Source organism: Pseudomonas sp. HY13-MNA-CIBAN-0226 (assembly GCF_040310305.1).
Taxonomy (GTDB): Bacteria; Pseudomonadota; Gammaproteobacteria; order Pseudomonadales; family Pseudomonadaceae; genus Aquipseudomonas; species Aquipseudomonas gregormendelii.
Genome location: NZ_JBEOPS010000001.1, coordinates 86,535 through 106,148, shown reverse-complemented (window position 1 = coordinate 106,148; position 19,614 = coordinate 86,535). Strand labels below are relative to the sequence as shown.

Below are 19,614 nucleotides of genomic sequence, written 5' to 3'. Positions count from 1 at the left end.
AAGTCCGCTCCCACAGGTTTTGCATTTTCAGGTGGCGGGCAACGAGGGGACCGTAGGAGCTGCCGCAGGCTGCTCCTACCGGAGACGTCGCGTTACCGGCGTTGCAGGAGGCCTCGCAGGGCGAAGGCGGCGGGAATGCCCAGGCCCAGCCAGCTCAAAGCATCCCACACGCCATCGCCCAGCAACGCCGCGAACAACCCGGCGGCGGTGAACAGGCCGATGACCGTGGGAATGGCAAAGACTTTCCAGAAATTCGACTGGCGCGGCCTCATGCTTGAGCCTCCGCAGTTTCAAGCACAGGCTTTGCCGCTTTGCGCCGCACGACCCACAGGTACACCCCGCTGCCGAGCACGATGATGGTCAGCACATCCAGGGTCGCCCACAGGATTTTCATCGGCATGCCGCCGTAATCACCAAAGTGCAACGGCTGCGACATGCCCATGACGTCCATGTACCACGGCCGCTCCGCCACGGCAGTGACTTGCAGGGTGCTGGCGTCAATCAGCACTGGCGTCAGCAGGTGGGAGGTCAGGTGCGTGTTGCCTTTCATGAATACGGCGTAATGATGCTCGCTGGAGAACCGCGTGCCGGGGAAGGCGATGAAGTCGGGTTGCATGTCCGGTGCGACCTCGCTGGCGATGTCCAGCAGGCGAGTCGGTGGCGCGAGCTGCGTCAGCACGGGTGCGTCGGCATAGGGCGCGATCATCGCGCCCAAGGCCTCATTGCGCCATGCCGCGATCAGCAGGTCGGCACAGGCGCTGATCACTCCGGTGACACCGACCACCAGCATCCAGGTCAGGGCCACGACGCCGATCAGGTTATGCAGGTCGAGCCAGCGCAGGCGTGTGGATTTATCCTGGCGCACGGTGGCGAATTTCAACCGGCGCATGAACGGCAGGTACAGCACTGTCCCGGACACGATGGCTACCACGAACAGAATGCCCATGAACGCCAGCAACAGCTTGCCCGGCAGGCCGGCGAACATGTCCACGTGCAGTCGCAGCATGATCATCATGAAACCGCCGTTCGCCGAAGGCATTTCCAGTGCTTCACCGGTGCGGGCGTCGAGCATGAAGGTATGGGACGAATTCGGCTCGGTTCCGGCAGTGGCCGCCATGATCGCGAACGCGGCATTGGGGTCTTCTTCGTCGAAACCGAAGTACTGCATGACTTCGCCCGGCCGATGTTTTTCCGCCGCCAGCACCAGTTGCTGCAAGTTCAGCCGCGAAGTGCCGGCGGGCATTTCCTTGAGCTCGGGTGCATCGCCCAGGAGATGGTCGATCTCGTGGTGAAAAATCAATGGCAAGCCGGTTACCGCCAGCATCAGCAGGAACACGGTGCAAATCAGGCTGGTCCAGGTATGGACGAAGGACCAGCGGCGGATCGTTTTACTCTTCATTTGCAGCCCTTCAGAAATACCAAAGCCGTCCTCGAAGGACGGCCCGGTGTTGGGTGTGTCAGGTCAAGCGTTTACCACTTGTAGGTCGCACTGGCGACGACACTGCGCTGGTCGCCGTAGTAGCAATAGAAACTGTCACAGGTGGAGATGTAATCCTTGTCGAACAAGTTGGTGGCGTTCAGTGCCAGGGACGCGCCTTTGAGGCTGTTGTCCAGGCGGCCGAGATCGTAGTGGACAGCGGCGTCGAACACGGTGAAAGCGTCCGCCTTGCCCAGCTCGGTGTTGGCCTGGTCGCCATAGGTATTACCGGTGTAGCGAACGCCGCCGCCTACGCCAAAGCCGTCGAGCACACCGGTGTGCCAGGTGTAGTCGGTCCACAGCGAAGCCTGCTGGTTGGGCATCAGTTGCAGGCGATTGCCCTTGAACGCGCCGTCCTGTACCTCGGATTTGGCCAGGGTGTAGGCCGCGATGACCTTGAGGTTTTCGGTCACGTCGGAGACGGCTTCCAGTTCCAGCCCTTTGACTTTCACTTCGCCGGTCTGGCTGGTGATCGAGACATTATTGGAGTTGGTGGTGGTGACGGAGACGTTCTTCTGCGTCAGGGTATACACCGCAGCGGTCAGCAGGGTGTTGCTCCCAGGCGGTTGATACTTGATACCCAACTCCCATTGCTCGCCTTCGGTAGGCTTGAACGAATCGGTGGGCGAGGCCGTGGCGTTGCTGGTTGGCTGGAACGATTCGGCGTAGGACAGGTAGGGCACGATGCCGTTGTCGAACACGTAGCTGATGGCCGCATTGGCGCTGAATTTCTTGTCGCGCTCGGTGTTGGTGGCATCACCTTTGTTGAAAAAATTGGTACCGGTGTGCACCCAGTCTTCACGACCGCCCAGCGTCAGTCGCCATTGATCGATGTACATCTGGTCCTGCACATACAGGCCGGTCTGGTAGGTCTTCTGATCGTAGTCGTAGAACGCATCGGAACGCGGCGGGCGCACGATGGGCAGTCCATAGACGGGATTGTTGACGTTGGTGGTCAGGCCATCACCGAAAATCGAGGTGTAGTTGGTGTTGGTGCGCTGGTGATCGAGGCCGATCAACAAGGTGTGACCTACATCACCCGTGGCGAAATCGGCCTGGAAGTTGTTGTCCACGGCGAACTGGCTGATGTCCTCGTCGACGCTGGTGCTCGAACGGCCGACGTTGCCTTGGGCGTCCACCTGGGTGAACGGGTAGGCGCCGGGGGTGAGCGCCTGGAACGACAGGTCCGATTTGGTGTAGCGCAGGTTCTGCTTGAACTGCCAGACATCGTTCAGGCGATGCTCGAAGGCATAACCCAAGGCGTAGTAGGTGCGGTCGTAGTATTCCCAGTCTGGATCACCGAGGTTCTTGTGATGGGAAATGTCACCCAGTGGCGAGTGGATTTTGGTGCCCTGAATCGGCAGGAACTGGCTGGTGATGCCGGTATCGTCGCGGGTGAACTGCGTCAGCAGGGTGAATTTGGTGTCATCGTCGATGTTCCAGGTCAGGCTGGGCGCAATGTTGTAGCGCTTGTTATCGACGTGGTCGATCTGCGTGCCACTGTCGCGGACCACTGCGCTTAGGCCGTAGAGGAACCGACCGTCTTCGTCGATCTTGCCGGTGCTGGCAAAGTTGATCTGGCGATGATTGTCACTGCCATATTCCACCTGGATTTCACTGCTCGACTCGGCGCTGGGGCGGCGGCTGACCATGTCCAGCATGCCGCCCGGTGGGGTCTGGCCATACACGGAGGAGGCCGGACCGCGCAGCAGGGCGAGTCGATCGAGGTTCCAGGTTTCCTGTTTCGGGTTGGCGTATACGCCTTTTGGCAGCGGCAGGCCGTCGAGGAACTGGGTCGGTTCGAAGCCGCGTACACGCAACCAGTCGGCACGGGTGTCGCTGCCGTAGCTGCTGGCGACGATGCCGGGCATGTAGCGCACGGCGTCATCAATGTTCTGTACGTTGCGGTCGTCCATCTGCTGGCGAGTGGCGACCGAGATCGAGCGCGGTGCTTCCACCAGGGCAGTGTCGGTCTTGGTGCCGGCAGCAGTGCGAGTGGCGAGGTAGCCGTCAACCGGGCCCCAGGCGCTCTCGGTGTTTTCCACTCCTGTCACATTGGTCGTCGGCAGGGCCATCACGCCCTCAGGCACGGCCACCAGGCTGAACGTGCCCGCGCTGCTTTGCTCCAGTTGCAAGCCGGTGCCACGCAACGCTTCGCGCAACGCGCCGGTGGCGTCGAACTGGCCCTGGACGGGTGCCGAGGTTTTACCGGCGGCAAGCGAGGGGTTCAGCGACAGCGCAAGGCCCGCCTGGCTGGCGATCTGGTTCAAGGTGCTGGCCAGGGGAGCCGCGGGCAAGTTGTAGGCGCGCACGCTGGAGGCCTGCTCGGCGGCCAATAGCGGGCCGTTGGCCAGCGGGGCGCTGAGGGCAATGGCCACGGCCAACAGGCTGGGGCGCAACAAGGTGTCTAGCGTACGGGACATAAAGCGGCTCCTGAAAGGGAATACTTCTCAATTGCCTAGGTGCCGAACGAAATTCCAAAAGTGATAGGGCCAGGTGAAAATAATTTTGATTCAGGTTTTGCAGTGAATCTCCTGGCCTCCTCGCGAGCAAGCCTTGCTCCCACAGGTTTCAAGGCTCAGCCTTCGCCACCGTCACCCACCACTGCGTGTGCTGCTCAATCTGCACTGGCAGTGTTGGCAGCAATGCGCGCAAGGCCTTGTCGGTATCCTTCAACGGGAAACTGCCGGTGATCCGCAGGTCTGCAATTTCGGGCGCTACGCCCAGATAACCCGGCCGGTAACGACTCAGTTCATGCACCAGCTCTTCCAGGCGCGCGTTGTCCACCACCAGCATGCCGCGAGTCCAGGCGTCGGCGCCGGGCTTGAGCGCGACGACCGGGCCCAGGCCGTTGTTGCGCATCAGCACCTGCTGGCCTTCGCGCAGAATCTGTTCGTCGCGACTCGCCTGCGGGTGGGCGGCCACTGCGGATTTCAACACGCTAAGGCGTGTGCCATCCTCTTCGCGCTTGACCAGGAACCGCGTTCCCAGTGCGCGCAGGCTGCCTTCGCGGGTTTCGACGATAAACGGCCGGGCATCGCCGTGGCCGGTTTCAACGAGGATTTCGCCGTCCTGAAGAATCACCCGACGCTGCGTCTCGTCAAACCGCACGTCCACGGCGCTATGGGTGTTCAGGTTGATCACGGTGCCGTCGCTCAGGCGCAAGGTGCGCTGCTCGCCAGTGGCCGTGCGCTGATCGGCCAGCCAATAGTCGAGCGGCAAGTAACGCTCTCCCGCAAACAATGCCAGGCCAATCACCGCCACGATGCTGGCCAGGCCGCTGCCCAGCTTGCGCACGCGTCGGCGGATGCCCTCACGCGATTGCAGCAACGCGGCGCGGGCCGGGCCACTGGCGACACTGAAACGCTGGTCAAGCATGCCCAACTGACGCCAGGCGCGCGCGTGCTCTTCGTGGGCGGCGTGCCATTTGGCGAACTCTTCGCGCTCCACCGGGTTGGCGCAATCCAGTGACAGCTGCCAGGCAATCGCCGCGTCCAGTACCTGGGCCGAGACCGGTTTGGAGCTCACGGGGCTCATGCTGGCTCACCGTACAGCGCGATGTAGCACTGGCGAATGCCTTGGGCCAGGTATTGCCTGACCCGGGGTACCGACACCCCGAGACGCTGGGCGATTTCTGCGTGGCTGAGGCCGTCGAGACGGTTATACAGAAACGCCGCACGCGCCTTGCTCGACAGTTTGCCGAGCAGGCGATCGATGTTTTTCAGGTCTTCGAGAATGAGTTGCTGCTCTTCCACCGAGGGGTGTTCGCCCTCGGGAATGAGCATCAGCTCGGTCAGGTAGGCTTGCTCCAGGGCGGCGCGGCGGAAGTAGTCGAACAGCAGACCCTTGGCGATTGCCACCAGAAACGCCCGGGGTTCGCGGGGCTCGTGCAGTTCGCCACGCCCCAGCAGTCGTACGAACGTGTCCTGACTGAGGTCTTCGGCCCGTTGCGGGCAGGCAACGTTGCGGCGCAGCCAAGCCAATAGCCAGCTGCGGTGGTCGCGATATAGCGCACCGACGATCTCACTGTGGGGGCTTTGGACTGACGGCACGCAGCATCACCGATTGGGAAGAGTTAACTAACGAGAATTGTTCGCGATTGTGGCAGAGGCGGGGGAGGTAAGCAATTGGCGCTGGTCGGGTGGTTTAGTCAGGCGCCGTCTATCAGAAGGAGGGAGACTGCTGCCGCCGCTTCCACTGACTCAGCCGCTGCTGCAGATTCAACGGGCTGTGAATCTGCTGCTGCCGTGCCCGGCTGAACAGGATCAGTGCCAGTTCGGCGGTGGCCAGTGCGTCGGCACTGGCGTTATGGCGCTCGAACACTTCGAGTTTGAACCAGTCTATCCACTCGTCCAGTCCGGCCTCGCGGATAGGCGCCTGGGGGCACAATAGCGGGGCGATGTCTGCCACATCGAGAAAGGTATTCTGCAACTTGTACCCCAGATGATCCTTCAGTGCCCGGCCGAGCATGTGCTGATCGAAGGGGGCATGAAAAGCCAGCACCGGGCTGTCCCCCAGGAACTCCATGAACTCCAGCAACGCCTGCGCCGGATCGCTGCCCGCCGCAATGGCGCTTGGGCCAAGGCCATGGATCAGCACACTGGGGGCCAGTTTCATGTCGGCGCATTGCAGGGTTCGTTCGAACTGCTGACTGAAGTCGATGGCCCCGTCCTCGATCACTACCGCACCAATCGACAACACCCGATCCTTGTTCAGGTTAAGCCCCGTGGTTTCCAGGTCCAACACCACCCAGCGTTGTTCGCGAAGGCTGCATTCGCTCAGCCCGATCGCCGGCGGCAAGCGACCCAGACGTTGCAATATTTCGCCAGACAGCGCGGGGCCGGCGGGGCGCAACCAGGAAAACAGGCTCACAACTGATACCTCACTGTGAGGCTGCTTTGCAGACGCTGGGCCTGGCGCAGGGATTCACGCAGGATTCGCCGATCCAGCTGATTGAGGCTGTCGGGGTCGACCCGGTTGGAGTAGGGCAGGTTCTCCCGGGTCTGTAGCTGATGCTGCTGCATGCGGGTTTGCTGGATGAAATGATAGGCCTCTTCGTAGGCCGCGCCGTCCAGCCGGTCGATGACCTCTTTATCAACCAGTTGGCGAAAGCGTTCCAAGGTGTTGTTGGTCTCGATTCCGTTGGCCAGCGCCAGCAACCGGGCGCCGTCGACGAAGGGCGTTAGGCCCTGGACTTTCAAATCCATCGTGGCTTTCTCGCCATGTTTGCGTGCCAGCACGAATTCGCGGAAGCGTCCTACAGGTGGGCGGTTGCGCAGGGCATTGTCGGCCATCATGCGCTGGAACAAACGATTGTCGGCGACCTGGTCGAGAATGCCCCTGCGCAATTGTTCACAGCCTTGCTCATCGCCCCAGACCACGCGCAGGTCGAAATAGATACTCGAGCCCAGCAGGTTTTCCGGCGTGGCCTCGCGGATGAACGCCGAGAAACGTCGCGCCCATTCAGCCCGGGACAAACACAGCTCGGGGTTGCCGGCCATGATGTTGCCCTTGCACAGGGTAAAACCGCACAGCGCCAGGCTCTGGTTGATCTGTTGGGCGATGGGTAGCAATTTGCCGCGAATTTCTGCCGCATGGGCGGCGTCCCTCGCCTCGAACAGAATGCCGTTGTCCTGGTCGGTGTGCAGCGTCTGCTCGCGACGGCCTTCGCTGCCGAAACATAGCCAGCTGAATGGCACGCCCGGGTCGCCTTTCTCCGCCAGTGTCAGTTCGATCACCCTGCACACCGTGTGATCGTTAAGCAGGGTGATGATATGGGTGATCTGGGTGGAAGACGCGCCGTGGGCCAGCATGCGCTCCACCAGTTGGCCGATCTCGCCGCGCAGCGCCACCAGGCTTTCCACGCGCTGGGCACTGCGGATAGTCCGCGCCAGGTGCACCAGATCGACCCGCTGCAGGGAAAACAGGTCACGTTCCGACACCACACCGCACAGGCGGTGGTCCTTGACCAGGCAGACGTGGGCAATGTGCCGCTCGGTCATGGCGATCGCTGCATCAAATGCACTGTGGTCCGGGGTTAAAAAGAATGGTGCGCGGGTCATGTGCCTTTCTATGGCTTCATTGAAGTCGTTGGTGCCGCCTGCCACCACGTGCCGCAAGTCGCGCAGGGTGAAAATCCCCAGCGGCGCCTTATCGCCATCGACCACCACAATGCTGCCGACCTGTTGTTCATGCATCAGGGTCACGGCTTCGCGCAGTGGCGTGACCGGGCTGCAGGTCACTGGATGACGCATGGCCAACTCGCCCAGGCGGGTATTGAGCGAGTATTGGGTGCCCAGGGTTTCCACGGCTTTTTGCTGGACTTGCTGGTTGACCTGATCCAGCAGGCTGCTGACGCCACGCAGGGCGAAATCGCGAAAGGTGTGGGAAAGCGCGAACAGTTTGATGAACGCCAGCTTGTTCAGTTGCAGGCAGAAGGTGTCTTCAGCCGCCAGGTGCTCGGTACGAGTGGCCCGCTCACCCAGCAACGCTGCGAGAGGAAAGCACTCGCCGGTGGTGATTTCGAAGGTGGTTTCGGTGCCGCCTTTGGCGGTGTGCGGGCGCTCACCCACGACGCGGCCTTGTTTGACGATGTAGAAGTGTTCAACAGGGCCATCGTCAGGCTTGATGATGCTCTCGCCGGGTCCGTAAAAGCGCAGCTGACATTGCTCGACCAGGTACGCCAGGTGAGCGTGTTCCATGTGATTGAACGGCGGGAAGCGCTGAAGGAACTGCAAAGTGCCCTGGATGTTTTGCAACACCGCAGTTTTCCCTGCCTGGGTGAAGGCGTCCGCTTTACTCATAACCATTACCGCAGTCGTTTGGAATTATTGTTGTCGGATGACTTCAACATGGTCGGCCCATGGGCGCAGGGTGCCCATTGGACGTAAGTCTAGGTAGGCAACGACCGGATTAACTATCGGAAGAGTCCGACGTAACGTTGGGAAAAATCTCACTCCCCACCTATTGGAAATAAATCCGACGAAGTGCACATTGAACCGCTGGCTGGCGATGTCTCACGAGTGGGCCAGGAACGATTTGTAACCTTTGAGAAAGCCATGTCCGACCAAGATATCCTGAGTGACGCCGAGCGCGAGGCGCTAAGTGCGGTCATGCTCGAACCCGATCTACCGCCCCAGCGTGTGTTGATCGTCGATGATGACAAAGATGCACGTGAATTATTGTCGGAGATCCTGGCGCTGGATGGTATTCGCTGCCTGACCGCAGCCAGCGGTGAAACCGCACTGAAGATGCTGGACGAGAAACCCTCGATTGGCCTGGTGATCACCGATTTGCGGATGGGGCATGTCGATGGCCTGGACCTGATCCGCCAGGTTCGTGAATCGGTGCGGGCGGCGATGCCGATCATCATTGTGTCCGGCGATGCCGATGTGAAAGACGCCATCGCAGCGATGCACCTGAGCGTGGTGGACTTTCTGCTCAAGCCCATTGATACCGTGAAGCTGCTGGGTTTGGTGAAGCACGAGTTGGGATTGGAGCCATAGTCAACTCCCAAAAACTATCTCATTCATATGCAAAAAGGCCCTGATCCGAAGATCAGGGCCTTTTTTTGTTCGCCGCTAGCGTTTACTCAGAGGCCATTGGCAGCCTTGAACTCACGGCGACGACGGTGCAGGACCGGCTCGGTGTAGCCGTTCGGCTGCTTCGTACCTTCCACCACCAGTTCGACCGCCGCCTGGAAGGCGATGTTGCTGTCGAAGTCCGGAGCCAGTGGGCGGTACAGCGGGTCGTTGGCGTTCTGACGGTCAACCACCGGCGCCATGCGCTTGAGGCTTTCCATCACTTGTTCTTCGGTGACGATGCCGTGACGCAGCCAGTTGGCGATGTGCTGGCTGGAGATACGCAGGGTCGCACGGTCTTCCATCAGGCCGACGTCATTGATGTCCGGCACCTTGGAGCAACCTACGCCCTGATCGATCCAGCGCACCACGTAGCCGAGAATGCCCTGGGCGTTGTTGTCCAGTTCGTTCTTGATCTGCTCCGCAGTCCAGCTCGGGTTCACGGCAAGCGGAATGGTCAGGATGTCGTCCACCGAAGCGCGGGCACGCTTGGCCAGTTCGGCCTGACGAGCGAACACGTCGACCTTGTGGTAGTGCAATGCGTGCAACGCCGCTGCGGTTGGTGACGGTACCCAGGCGGTGTTTGCACCGGCCAGAGGGTGAGCGACTTTCTGTTCAAGCATCGCCGCCATCAGGTCGGGCATTGCCCACATGCCTTTACCGATTTGCGCACGACCTTGCAGGCCGGTGCTCAAGCCAATATCGACGTTCCAGTTCTCGTAGGCGCCGATCCATTTTTCAGCCTTCATGTCGGCCTTGCGCACCATCGGGCCGGCTTCCATGGAGGTGTGGATTTCGTCGCCAGTGCGGTCGAGGAAGCCGGTGTTGATGAACACCACGCGCTCGGCGGCTGCCTGGATGCATGCCTTGAGGTTGACCGTGGTGCGGCGCTCCTCGTCCATGATCCCGACCTTGAGGGTGTTGCGCGGCAGGTCCAGCACGTCTTCGATGCGACCGAACAGCTCGTTGGTGAACGCGGCTTCTTCCGGGCCGTGCATCTTCGGCTTCACGATATAGACCGAGCCCGTGCGGCTGTTCTTGCGCGAATTGTTGCCGTTGAGGCTGTGAATCGCGGCCAGGCACGTTACCAGGCCGTCGAGAATGCCTTCCGGCACTTCGTTGCCGTCCTTGTCGAGGATGGCGTCGATGGTCATCAGGTGACCCACGTTACGCACGAACAACAGGGAGCGGCCATGCAGGCTCAGTTCCTTGCCGTCGACGCCGGTGTAGGTGCGGTCGGCGTTCATGGTGCGGGTGAAAGTCTTGCCGCCTTTGGCAACTTCTTCCGCCAGGTCGCCCTTCATCAGGCCGAGCCAGTTGCGGTAGATCACCACCTTGTCGTCAGCATCGACAGCCGCTACGGAGTCTTCGCAGTCCATGATGGTCGTCAACGCGGCTTCCATCAGGATGTCTTTGACGCCGGCCGCGTCCGTCTGGCCGACGGGGGTGCGGGCATCGACCTGGATTTCGAAATGCAGGCCGTTGTTCTTCAGCAGGATCGCGGTGGGTGCCCCGGCATCGCCATGGAAGCCGATCAGCTGAGCGTCGTCGCGCAGTCCGGAATTACTGCCGCCTTTGAGGGCGACCACCAGTTTGCCGTCAACAATCTTGTAGCTGGTGGAGTCTACGTGCGAGCCGGCAGCCAGGGGGGCCGCTTCGTCGAGGAAGGCGCGGGCGAAGGCAATGACCTTGTCGCCGCGGACCTTGTTGTAGCCTTGGCCTTTTTCCGCACCGTCGGCTTCGCTGATGGCATCAGTGCCGTAAAGCGCGTCGTACAGCGAACCCCAGCGGGCATTGGAGGCGTTGAGCGCGAAGCGCGCGTTCATCACCGGCACCACGAGTTGCGGGCCGGCCATGCGGGCGATTTCGTCATCGACGTTTTGCGTCGTTGCCTGGAAATCGGCCGCTTCTGGCAGCAGATAACCGATGTCTTGCAAGAAGGCTTTGTAGGCCACGGCGTCATGTGCATGGCCGGCACGCGCTTGGTGCCAGCCATCGATACGAGCCTGGAAATCATCGCGTTTGGCGAGTAGGGCTTTGTTCTTCGGCGCCAGGTCATGAATGACCTTGTCGGCACCGGCCCAGAACTTATCGGCGGTGAGGCCGGTACCGGGAATGGCTTCGTTGTTCACGAAGTCGAACAGGACTTTGGCGACCTGCAGGCCACCGACTTGAACGTGTTCAGTCATTGCTTGCCTCACTCTGCTCAGCTATTTCGCTTTTCAGCTCTTCAATTATGACAATGAAGCCTCTGGCCATTTAAACCACAAACCCTGGCGCCAGTACATGCCCTTGCGGGCGGCTGGGGTTGGTCCAATCAACGGCTTGAAGCCTTGCTGATGGGGCTTTCAGGGGTTGCGACTGCGCCTTGGCAGACATCGATCCAACGTTATGTAGTGCGCGCTGCGGCATACTACATGATGAATTGCGGTTGTGAAAATTAGACTAATTGCGTCGTTCTGCGACCCCATGACGCATTGCGGTCGCGACGGGGAACGGGATGTTCTCAAAAAAGTGATGGATTGTTCCAGCTAAATATAAAAAGTTGTACACGATTTGTGGTTTGCAGGTTTTTCGTGGGTCACCCAATCGCCAGCAGGCTCGCTCTCACAGGACGCAATCCGTGTGGGAGTGAGCCTGCTCGCGATGACGGCAGACGATTCAACACAGAATCTCCCCTTGCCTATACTTCCTTTTCTATAACAAAAGAGGGCTGCGCCATGGACCACCTCGTACTCACAGTTTTCGCTCCGGACAAGCCTGGGCAGGTCGAGCGCATCGCCCAGTGCATTGCCGAGCACGGCGGTAACTGGCTGGAAAGCCGAATGTCGCGGATGGCCGGGCAGTTCGCCGGGATCCTGCGGGTGGGGGTGCCGGCCGAAGCCTATGACGAATTGGTCGATGCGCTGCAAGCCTTGTCCGCCCACGGGATCCGTGTGCTGATCGCCGAAAGTGGCATTGAACAGTCCTGCACCTGGAAGCCGATCGCCATGGAGTTGGTGGGCAATGATCGTCCGGGGATCGTGCGCGACATCACTCGCCTGCTCAGCGAGCAGGGCGTGAATCTCGAGCGGCTGGTTACCGAGGTACGTCCTGCACCCATGAGCAGCGAACCGCTGTTCCACGCCGAAGCGATTCTGGCGGTGCCGCTGACGCTTTCGCTTGATGTATTGCAGTCGCGCCTGGAAACGTTGGCCGATGATCTGATGGTGGAACTGGTGCTGCGCAGTGAGGCTTGAGAAGGTTATCCAAGTTAAACGTGCACCTGCCTGTGGATAACCTGTAGAGACAGCCCGCCAGCCCAGGCGGGCCGGGCCTCTTCAAGAGTTGATCAAAAAACCAGCAGTTTCAATCACTTGCGCACAATCGCAGGGGATCACGCTGTGGATAACCTTGGGGCAGTTGGTTGCAGGCCACGAGCGTCGTGGCCTGCAGAGGTTTGAGTGTTTTTTGATCAGCTGCGCCGGCGCAAATTTATCACGGCATCGACGCTGTAAACCGCCAGGCCTGCCCAGATAAAGATGAAGGCCACCAGGGTGCTGGAAGACAGGTGCTCATCAAACAACAGTACCGCCTGCAGTAGCACCAGCGTTGGCGCCAGGTACTGGAGAAATCCCAGGGTTGTGTAGGGCAAGTGGCGTGCGGCGGCGTTGAAGCATACCAGCGGTATCAGCGTCACCGGCCCGGCAGCCACCAGCCACCAGGCTTCGGACGTGGTCCAGAACTGTGCTTGCGCACTGCTCGCCGCGGGGTTGAACAGCAGCCATGCAACGGCGATTGGCACCAGCATCCAGGTTTCCACCACCAGGCCGGGCAGGGCCTTGACCGGCGCCTGCTTGCGAATCAAGCCGTAGAAACCGAAGGTCAATGCCAGTACCAGCGACACCCAGGGCAGGCTGCCGACTTGCCATACCTGTTGTGCCACGCCAGCCGCCGCGAGGCCCACCGCCAGCCACTGCATGCGTCGCAGGCGCTCGCCGAGGATCAGCATGCCCAACAGCACGTTTACCAGCGGGTTGATGTAGTAACCCAGGCTGGCTTCGAGCATGCGCCCATTGTTTACCGACCACACGTAGGTCAGCCAGTTGGCCGCAATGAGCGTACCGCTCAAGGCCAGTATCGCCAGCCGTTTAGGGTTGTCACGCAATTCGCGCCACCAGCCTGGGTGCTTCCAGACCATCAGCAGCAAGGCGCCGAATAGCGCCGACCAGAGCACGCGGTGGATGATGATCTCCACGGCGGGGACGCTGGCGATGGCTTTGAAGTAGAGCGGGAAAAGTCCCCAGATGATGTAGGCACTCAGGCCCAGGATGTACCCGCGACGCGGGTTGGCGGCTTGCATGCAGAATCCTTGCTTAGGCAGCTAACAAAGAGGGGATTGTAGGGCGGTTGTATAGATGTGTCCTGTCGGAAAACAAAAAGATCGCAGCCTTCGGCAGCTCCTACAGCTGCCAGAGGCTGCGATCTTTTAATCTCAAAAAAGCTTCAGCGGTTCTTCGTTGAGCGCCGACAGTTGTTCACGCAGTGCCAACACCTGATCGCCCCAATACCGCTCAGTGCCGAACCACGGGAAGCTGTGGGGGAACGCCGGGTCATCCCAGCGCCTGGCCAGCCAGGCGCTGTAGTGCATCAGGCGTAGCGCGCGCAACGGTTCGATCAGCGCCAGTTCCCGTGGATCGAAGTCGTGGAACTCGTTATAGCCGTCCATCAGTTCTGACAACTGGCCGAGGCATTCCTGGCGATCGCCGGCAAGCATCATCCAGATGTCCTGCACTGCAGGGCCCATGCGGCAATCATCGAGGTCGACGATGTGAAACATCTCGTCTCGACACATCATGTTGCCGGGGTGGCAATCGCCGTGCATGCGGATGTTCTGGTGTGGAGTGGCCTTATAGACCTCTTCAACGCGCTTGAGCAGGTCCCTGGCCACTGACTCATAGGCGGGCAGCAGGCTCTTGGGAATGAAATTACCTTCAAGCAACGTCGCCAGCGAGGCATGGCCGAAGTTCTGCACGCCCAATGCTTCGCGATGTTCGAACGGTTTGGTCGCGCCCACGGCGTGCAGACGCCCGAGCAATTGACCCAGGCGGTACAGCTGGTCGAGGTTGCCTGGCTCCGGCGCGCGGCCCCCACGGCGCGGGAACAGGGTGAAACGAAAACCGTTGTGCTCGTGCAGGCTGGCACCGTTATGAATCATTGGCGCCACCACGGGCACATCGCATTCGGCGAGCTCGAAGGTGAACTGGTGCTCTTCAAGAATCGCTTCGTTGGTCCAGCGCTGTGGGCGGTAGAACTTGGCGATCAGCGGTTCACCGTCTTCGATGCCGACTTGATAGACACGGTTTTCGTAGCTGTTGAGGGCCAGGATGCGGGCGTCGCTGAGAAAACCGATGCTTTCGACGGCATCGAGCACAAGATCTGGGGTGAGGGTTGCAAACGGGTGGGCCATGCTGACTCCTGCGCGCAGCAGGCTGCCGCGTCCGGCCAAGCATGGTAGCGCAGACGGGGCTTGTTTAGGGGGTGGGGTTGAGATGTGTGTCGTCCGGGCGGACGCCTTCGCGGGCAAGTCGAATCGTCGCACCGCCGCTCCCACAGGGTTGGCGCCGACTCTAAAGTGGCGCATGGAGCTGTGTGAGCAAGGCTTGCCCGCGATGAAGTTTTATCAGGCGCCGACCACGCCGCCATCTTCACGGCTGATAGCCATTACCGAAGACCGTGGCTTACCGTTCGGCAGATGCTCGGGAAAGGTCGAACCGCCGTTCTCCCCCGGATGCTGGATGCCGACAAACAGGGTTTTATGGTCTGGCGAGAAGCTGATCCCGGTGACTTCGCAGCCGACCGGGCCCACCATGAACCGGCGGATTTCGCCCGTCACCGGGTCGGCGCAGAGCATCTGGTTGTTGCCCATGCCCGCGAAGTCGCCGGCATTGCTTGAGTCGCCATCGGTGAGAATCCACAACCGGCCGGCATCGTCGAATCCCAGGCCGTCCGGGCTGTTGAACATGTTCTGCGGCGTGATGTTCGACGAGCCACCCTTTGGCGTACCGGCATGAACGCCCGGATTGCCGGCAACGACGAACAGGTCCCAGGCAAAACTGTTGGCGCCGTGATCATCGCGATCGGTGCGCCAGCGCAGGATCTGCCCGTAGACATTCTTCTCCCGCGGGTTAGGGCCGCCCACCGGCTGGCCCTCTTCGCCACGCTTGGCATTGTTGGTCAGAGTGCAGTAGACCTGGCCGTCCTTGGGGCTGACGACGATCCATTCCGGGCGGTCCATGCGGGTGGCATGGACCACGCTGGCAGCCAGGCGTGCATGGATCAGCACGTGCGCCTGGTCGGCAAAACCGCTACTGGCATCGATCCCGTTCTTGCCGTGGGTCAACTCGATCCACTCGCCATGACCTTTTGGATGATCTGCATGGCTGTCGCCAGCGTCGAACCGTGCGACGTACAAGGTGCCGTGATCCAGCAAGTCGCGGTTGGCCTTGGCATCTGCATGATTGATCTTGTCGCGGCTGACGAACTTGTAGATGAACTCGCCGCGCTCGTCATCGCCCATGTAGACCACGGCGTGACCGTCGGCAGTTTCTGCCAGCGCAGCGTTTTCATGCTTGAAGCGGCCCAGGGCAGTGCGCTTCTTCGGCGTCGATTGGGGGTCGAACGGGTCGATCTCCACCACCCAGCCGTGACGGTTGAGCTCGTTGGGATTCTTCGCCATGTCGAAGCGCGGGTCGTGGGGGTGCCAGTTGATTTCCTTGCTGGCGGCGACCACGCCATAGCGTTTTTGCGCGGCATCGAACGGCTGTCCGGCGTCGCTGCTGCCAAAGCAGTCAGTGAAGTTTTCTTCGCACGTCAGGTAAGTGCCCCATGGCGTCTTGCCGTTGGCGCAGTTCTGGAAAGTACCGAGGACATGTTTGCCCTGTGGGTCTGCGCTGGTTTTCACCAGCGCATGCCCGGCTGCAGGACCGCTCAGGTCGATGGGCGCGTTGCCATGGATGCGCCGGTTGTAGCGCGAGCCCTGGACGAAGTGCCATTGGTCGCCCTTGCGCTGCACTTCGATCACCGACACGCCTTCGCAGGCCAGGGCTTTGTGCACGTCGGCCGCCGATTGCGGCATGCCACCGTGGGGGTAGAGATAGCGGTAGTTGGTGTATTCGTTGTTGATCGCCATCAGCGCGCGGTCTTTTTCTCCGGGAAACTCGAAGAGGCTCATGCCGTCGTTGTTGTCGCCGAACTGCAATTCCTGTTGCTCGGCGGTGCCGTTGCCGCTTGGATCGAAGGCCGGGCCATCCTTGTGCAGCGGCTGTCCCCAACTGATCAGCACCGAAGACCGGTAGCCCGGAGGCAGGCTGATGGCGTCGTTGGTCGCGGCAGGGATGCTGTCGAAACCCAGAAGCTGGCTGGTGCCGGCGCTGACGCTGGCGGCCAGGACGCTGCGGCTCAGCAGGCTACCGCCCATGAACATGGCCGCGCCGCAGAGCGCTCCGGCGCTGATAAAGCCGCGGCGGCTGAGGCCGACCATTTTTTCGAGGTCAGTGGACTGGTTTTCTTCTAGTAGGTTCACATCAGGCTCCCTGCAGGATTTTGCAGCCACCTTAAAGCGCATTAATGACGCTAATGTTTCAGAGCGGTGTACCCAACAGTACGTTGGAGGGAGCAAATTGCACCTGTACCGGTTTGCCGACGTCCAGGACCAGTGTTCGCAGGTGTAGCGGCTCGGCCAGCGCGCAGAGGGTCTGGCCGTTGGGCAGGCTGATGCGCACTTCACTCGGGCCGTCCTCGGCGTCGATTATTGCTTCGATCCTGCCCTGCAGGCAGTTGGTGCCGGGTGTCGACTGTTGATCCATGCCCAGCAACTCAAGCCAGCCGGCCTTGATCAGCGCCACCACCTCGGTACCGGTCTGCAGTTCCAGGCGCAGGGTGCTGTCGTGAGTGATCTGCGTGTCGATGACCAGCCCTGCGGCCAACTCCAGGCGGATCCGGTCGTTGCGCCCCTGGGCGGTGATCGCAACGACTTTGCCGTGCAGTTGATTGCGCGCGCTGGTCCTGAGCATCAAGCGACCGAGCAGGTTCAGGTCGCTGGCTTCCTCAGCCGTTTCCAGCACCTGGGCCTGCACGACCTGGAGCTTCTGATACAGGCGCAACACCCGCTCACCTTCACTGGAAAGCCTGGCGCCGCCACCGCCCTTGCCGCCGACGCTGCGTTCCACCAGGGGTTTTTGCGCCAGGTTGTTCAGCTCATCGATGGCGTCCCAGGCAGCCTTGTAACTGAGCCCGGCGCTTTTCGCCGCGCGGGTGATCGAGCCCTGTTCGGCGATGTGCTGCAGCAGGGCGATGCGCTGCGGGCGTCGAACGATGTGCTGGGATAATAACGTTGGCAGTGACATGGCAGGGCGCTTTGGTTGTGGCGACTTGCAGGACGTTGGCGCCTGGGCGCCTGGTAGTCAAGCCTGTGGACTGCGTCATCGTCCATCGCGGGCAAGCCTTGCTCCCACAGGATTCGCCCCAAAGGTTGGGGGGCGGTCAAGCCTTGCTCTCAGAGGGTTTTGGGGTGCGCGCCAGGCAGTAGACGTCCACCTAGGTAGCGCCGGCTTCCATCAACAGGCGCGCGACGGCCTGGGCGGTAGCGCCGGTGGTCAGCACGTCGTCGACCAGTGCCAGGTGGCGGCCCTTGATTGAGGCATCGAGGGTCAGGGCGAAAGCCTCACGCAAGTTCTTTTTCCGGGCATCAGCCTTCAGGTCCTGCTGCGCGCTGGTGTCCTGAACCCGCAGCACCAGCTTCTCGTCGCAGGGGATTTGCAGTAGTTCACCCAGCCAGCGAGCCAGCATCGCCGCCTGATTGAAGCCCCGCTGGCGCAAGCGCCGGGTAGCCATGGGAACCGGCACCAGCGCGTCCGGGCGCTGCATGCCTTCGTCAAAGCGATGCTGCAGGTATTGTGCGAGAAGTTCGCCGAGCAGGCGCCCATATGGCCATTTTGCGCTGTGTTTGAAGCGGGTGATCAGGCTGTCCACCGGGAAGTCGTAAAGCCAGGGCACAGCGACCTGTTTAAAAGCTGGCGGTTGCTTCATGCACTGCCCGCAGGTCATGCCTGGCGCGAACAAGGGCAGTGCGCAGGTCTGGCATTGATCGCCCAGCCATGGCAGCTCGGTTTCACAGGCCATGCAGATCGGGGCGGTCTCTTCGGCATCTTCCTGGCACAGCAAACAAGACTGTTTGTTTTTTAACCAGATGTAAACCGGTCCATCGTAACGTGGTTGACAGCGCATCGCTCTTCCTTAAATATGCCGAACATCCGTGTCGCGCCTGTGGTTATTCCATAACCGGCGCCTGCCAAGCATAAAACAAGGAAACGCCCATGAGCGCCAGCACCACTGCAAACCTGCGTCATGATTGGTCTTTGGCCGAAGTCAAAGCGCTCTTCGTGCAGCCATTCAATGACCTGCTGTTCCAGGCGCAGACGGTGCACCGCGCGCATTTCGACGCCAATCGCGTCCAGGTTTCCACGCTGCTGTCGATCAAGACGGGTGCCTGCCCGGAAGATTGCAAATATTGTCCGCAGTCGGGTCACTACAACACCGGGCTGGAAAAAGAAAAGCTGATGGACGTGCAGAAGGTCCTCGAAGAGGCCGCTCGCGCCAAGGCCATCGGATCGACGCGATTCTGCATGGGCGCGGCCTGGAAGCATCCTTCGGCCAAGGACATGCCCTATGTGCTGGAGATGGTCAAAGGTGTGAAAGCCATGGGCCTGGAAACCTGCATGACCCTGGGACGTCTCGATCAGGACCAGACCGAGGCGCTGGCCCAGGCGGGCCTGGACTATTACAACCACAACCTCGACACGTCGCCGGAGTTCTACGGCAGCATCATCACCACCCGCACCTACGGCGAGCGCCTGCAAACCCTGGCCTATGTGCGTGATTCGGGGATGAAGATCTGTTCCGGCGGAATCCTGGGCATGGGCGAGTCCCTCGATGACCGCGCCAACCTGCTGATCCAGCTGGCCAACCTGCCGGAGCATCCGGAGTCGGTGCCGATCAACATGCTGGTGAAAGTTGCCGGCACGCCGCTGGAAAATGCCGAGGACATCGACCCCTTTGACTTCATCCGCATGTTGGCGGTCGCGCGCATCCTCATGCCGCAATCCCACGTGCGCCTGTCTGCGGGCCGTGAGGCGATGAACGAGCAGATGCAGGCCCTGGCATTTTTCGCCGGCGCCAACTCGATTTTCTACGGCGACAAGCTGCTGACCACTGCCAACCCGCAGGCTGACAAGGACATGCAGTTGTTCTCGCGCCTGGGGATACTGCCGGAAGCACGTGAAGAACATGCCGATGAGGTGCATCAGGCGGCGATCGAGCAGGCGCTGGTGGAGCAGAAAAGTAGCGAGCAGTTCTATAACGCGGCCGTTTGAAGATCCCGCTGCCGCTGATTGGAATACAAACCCTGTGGGAGTGAGCCTGCTCGCGATACGTTAGACCAGTCGGCATCGATATTGAGTGTTCTGGCCTCATCGCGAGCAGGCTCGCTCCCACAGGGGGCGTGCTCACATTGTTTTA

The 19,614-nt window shown here is 60.8% G+C and carries 16 protein-coding genes; 3 read left to right on the top strand and 13 right to left on the bottom strand.

From position 1 onward, the window contains the following. Positions 1–92: 92 nt before the first annotated feature. The 7 genes from AAEZ05_RS00460 to AAEZ05_RS00430 all read right to left on the bottom strand — a co-directional run bounded on the left by AAEZ05_RS00460 (position 93) and on the right by AAEZ05_RS00430 (position 8,286). Positions 93–272 carry a hypothetical protein gene (locus AAEZ05_RS00460; protein ID WP_045059919.1) on the bottom strand — a complete coding sequence of 60 codons (180 nt, stop codon included), beginning with the start codon at positions 270–272 and terminating at the stop codon, positions 93–95. Further along, a complete protein-coding gene (locus AAEZ05_RS00455; RefSeq protein ID WP_350598893.1) occupies positions 269–1,399 on the bottom strand; it encodes a PepSY-associated TM helix domain-containing protein in 1,131 nt (376 codons plus the stop codon). The genes AAEZ05_RS00460 and AAEZ05_RS00455 overlap by 4 nt, the downstream gene beginning before the upstream one ends. A 71-nt stretch (positions 1,400–1,470) precedes the next feature. Then, positions 1,471–3,900 carry a TonB-dependent siderophore receptor gene (locus AAEZ05_RS00450; protein WP_350598895.1) on the bottom strand — a complete coding sequence of 810 codons (2,430 nt, stop codon included), beginning with the start codon at positions 3,898–3,900 and terminating at the stop codon, positions 1,471–1,473. 148 nt (positions 3,901–4,048) lie between these two features. Next, complete coding sequence (locus tag AAEZ05_RS00445; protein WP_350646431.1) at positions 4,049–5,014, bottom strand: FecR domain-containing protein; 966 nt, start codon at positions 5,012–5,014, stop codon at positions 4,049–4,051. Next, positions 5,011–5,529, bottom strand: coding sequence for an RNA polymerase sigma factor (locus AAEZ05_RS00440; protein ID WP_350598901.1), 519 nt, complete (start codon positions 5,527–5,529; stop codon positions 5,011–5,013). The genes AAEZ05_RS00445 and AAEZ05_RS00440 overlap by 4 nt, the downstream gene beginning before the upstream one ends. Before the next feature lie 112 nt (positions 5,530–5,641). Continuing rightward, on the bottom strand, positions 5,642–6,349 hold the full coding sequence (locus tag AAEZ05_RS00435; RefSeq protein ID WP_045059924.1) for a 3'-5' exonuclease: 708 nt from the start codon (positions 6,347–6,349) through the stop codon (positions 5,642–5,644). After that, a complete protein-coding gene (locus AAEZ05_RS00430) occupies positions 6,346–8,286 on the bottom strand; it encodes a putative nucleotidyltransferase substrate binding domain-containing protein (protein WP_045059925.1) in 1,941 nt (646 codons plus the stop codon). Before AAEZ05_RS00430 ends, AAEZ05_RS00435 begins: the two co-directional genes overlap by 4 nt. A gap of 249 nt (positions 8,287–8,535) precedes the next feature. On the opposite strand from AAEZ05_RS00430, the gene AAEZ05_RS00425 reads away from it, so the two are divergent. Further along, positions 8,536–8,982: a response regulator gene (locus tag AAEZ05_RS00425; protein WP_045059926.1), complete on the top strand. Its 447-nt coding sequence runs from the start codon at positions 8,536–8,538 to the stop codon at positions 8,980–8,982. Positions 8,983–9,068: 86 nt separating this feature from the next. Here AAEZ05_RS00425 and AAEZ05_RS00420 read toward each other — a convergent pair whose 3' ends face one another. Beyond that, positions 9,069–11,246, bottom strand: coding sequence for a malate synthase G (locus AAEZ05_RS00420; RefSeq protein ID WP_350646430.1), 2,178 nt, complete (start codon positions 11,244–11,246; stop codon positions 9,069–9,071). 531 nt (positions 11,247–11,777) lie between these two features. Between AAEZ05_RS00420 and AAEZ05_RS00415 the strand changes: the two genes are divergently transcribed. Then, entirely contained in the window at positions 11,778–12,296 is a 519-nt protein-coding gene (locus tag AAEZ05_RS00415) for a glycine cleavage system transcriptional repressor (RefSeq protein WP_045059928.1), read from the top strand. 215 nt (positions 12,297–12,511) lie between these two features. On the opposite strand, the gene rarD is transcribed toward AAEZ05_RS00415, so the two are convergent. The 5 genes from rarD to AAEZ05_RS00390 all read right to left on the bottom strand — a co-directional run bounded on the left by rarD (position 12,512) and on the right by AAEZ05_RS00390 (position 18,324). Further along, a complete protein-coding gene (rarD, locus tag AAEZ05_RS00410; RefSeq protein ID WP_045059929.1) occupies positions 12,512–13,399 on the bottom strand; it encodes an EamA family transporter RarD in 888 nt (295 codons plus the stop codon). A gap of 132 nt (positions 13,400–13,531) precedes the next feature. Then, positions 13,532–14,506 (bottom strand): serine/threonine protein kinase, encoded by a 975-nt coding sequence (locus AAEZ05_RS00405; RefSeq protein WP_045059930.1) that lies wholly within the window; start codon positions 14,504–14,506, stop codon positions 13,532–13,534. Between the two features lie 213 nt (positions 14,507–14,719). Next, positions 14,720–16,621, bottom strand: coding sequence for a PhoX family protein (locus tag AAEZ05_RS00400; protein ID WP_045059931.1), 1,902 nt, complete (start codon positions 16,619–16,621; stop codon positions 14,720–14,722). 58 nt (positions 16,622–16,679) lie between these two features. Then, positions 16,680–17,444, bottom strand: a complete 765-nt coding sequence (locus AAEZ05_RS00395; protein ID WP_045059932.1) for a TOBE domain-containing protein — start codon at positions 17,442–17,444, stop codon at positions 16,680–16,682. Positions 17,445–17,634: 190 nt separating this feature from the next. Further along, positions 17,635–18,324 (bottom strand): ComF family protein, encoded by a 690-nt coding sequence (locus AAEZ05_RS00390; protein ID WP_350646429.1) that lies wholly within the window; start codon positions 18,322–18,324, stop codon positions 17,635–17,637. Positions 18,325–18,413: 89 nt separating this feature from the next. Here AAEZ05_RS00390 and bioB point away from each other — a divergent pair, with 89 nt between their 5' ends. After that, positions 18,414–19,469 carry a biotin synthase BioB gene (gene bioB / locus AAEZ05_RS00385; RefSeq protein WP_350646428.1) on the top strand — a complete coding sequence of 352 codons (1,056 nt, stop codon included), beginning with the start codon at positions 18,414–18,416 and terminating at the stop codon, positions 19,467–19,469. Positions 19,470–19,614: the final 145 nt, after the last annotated feature.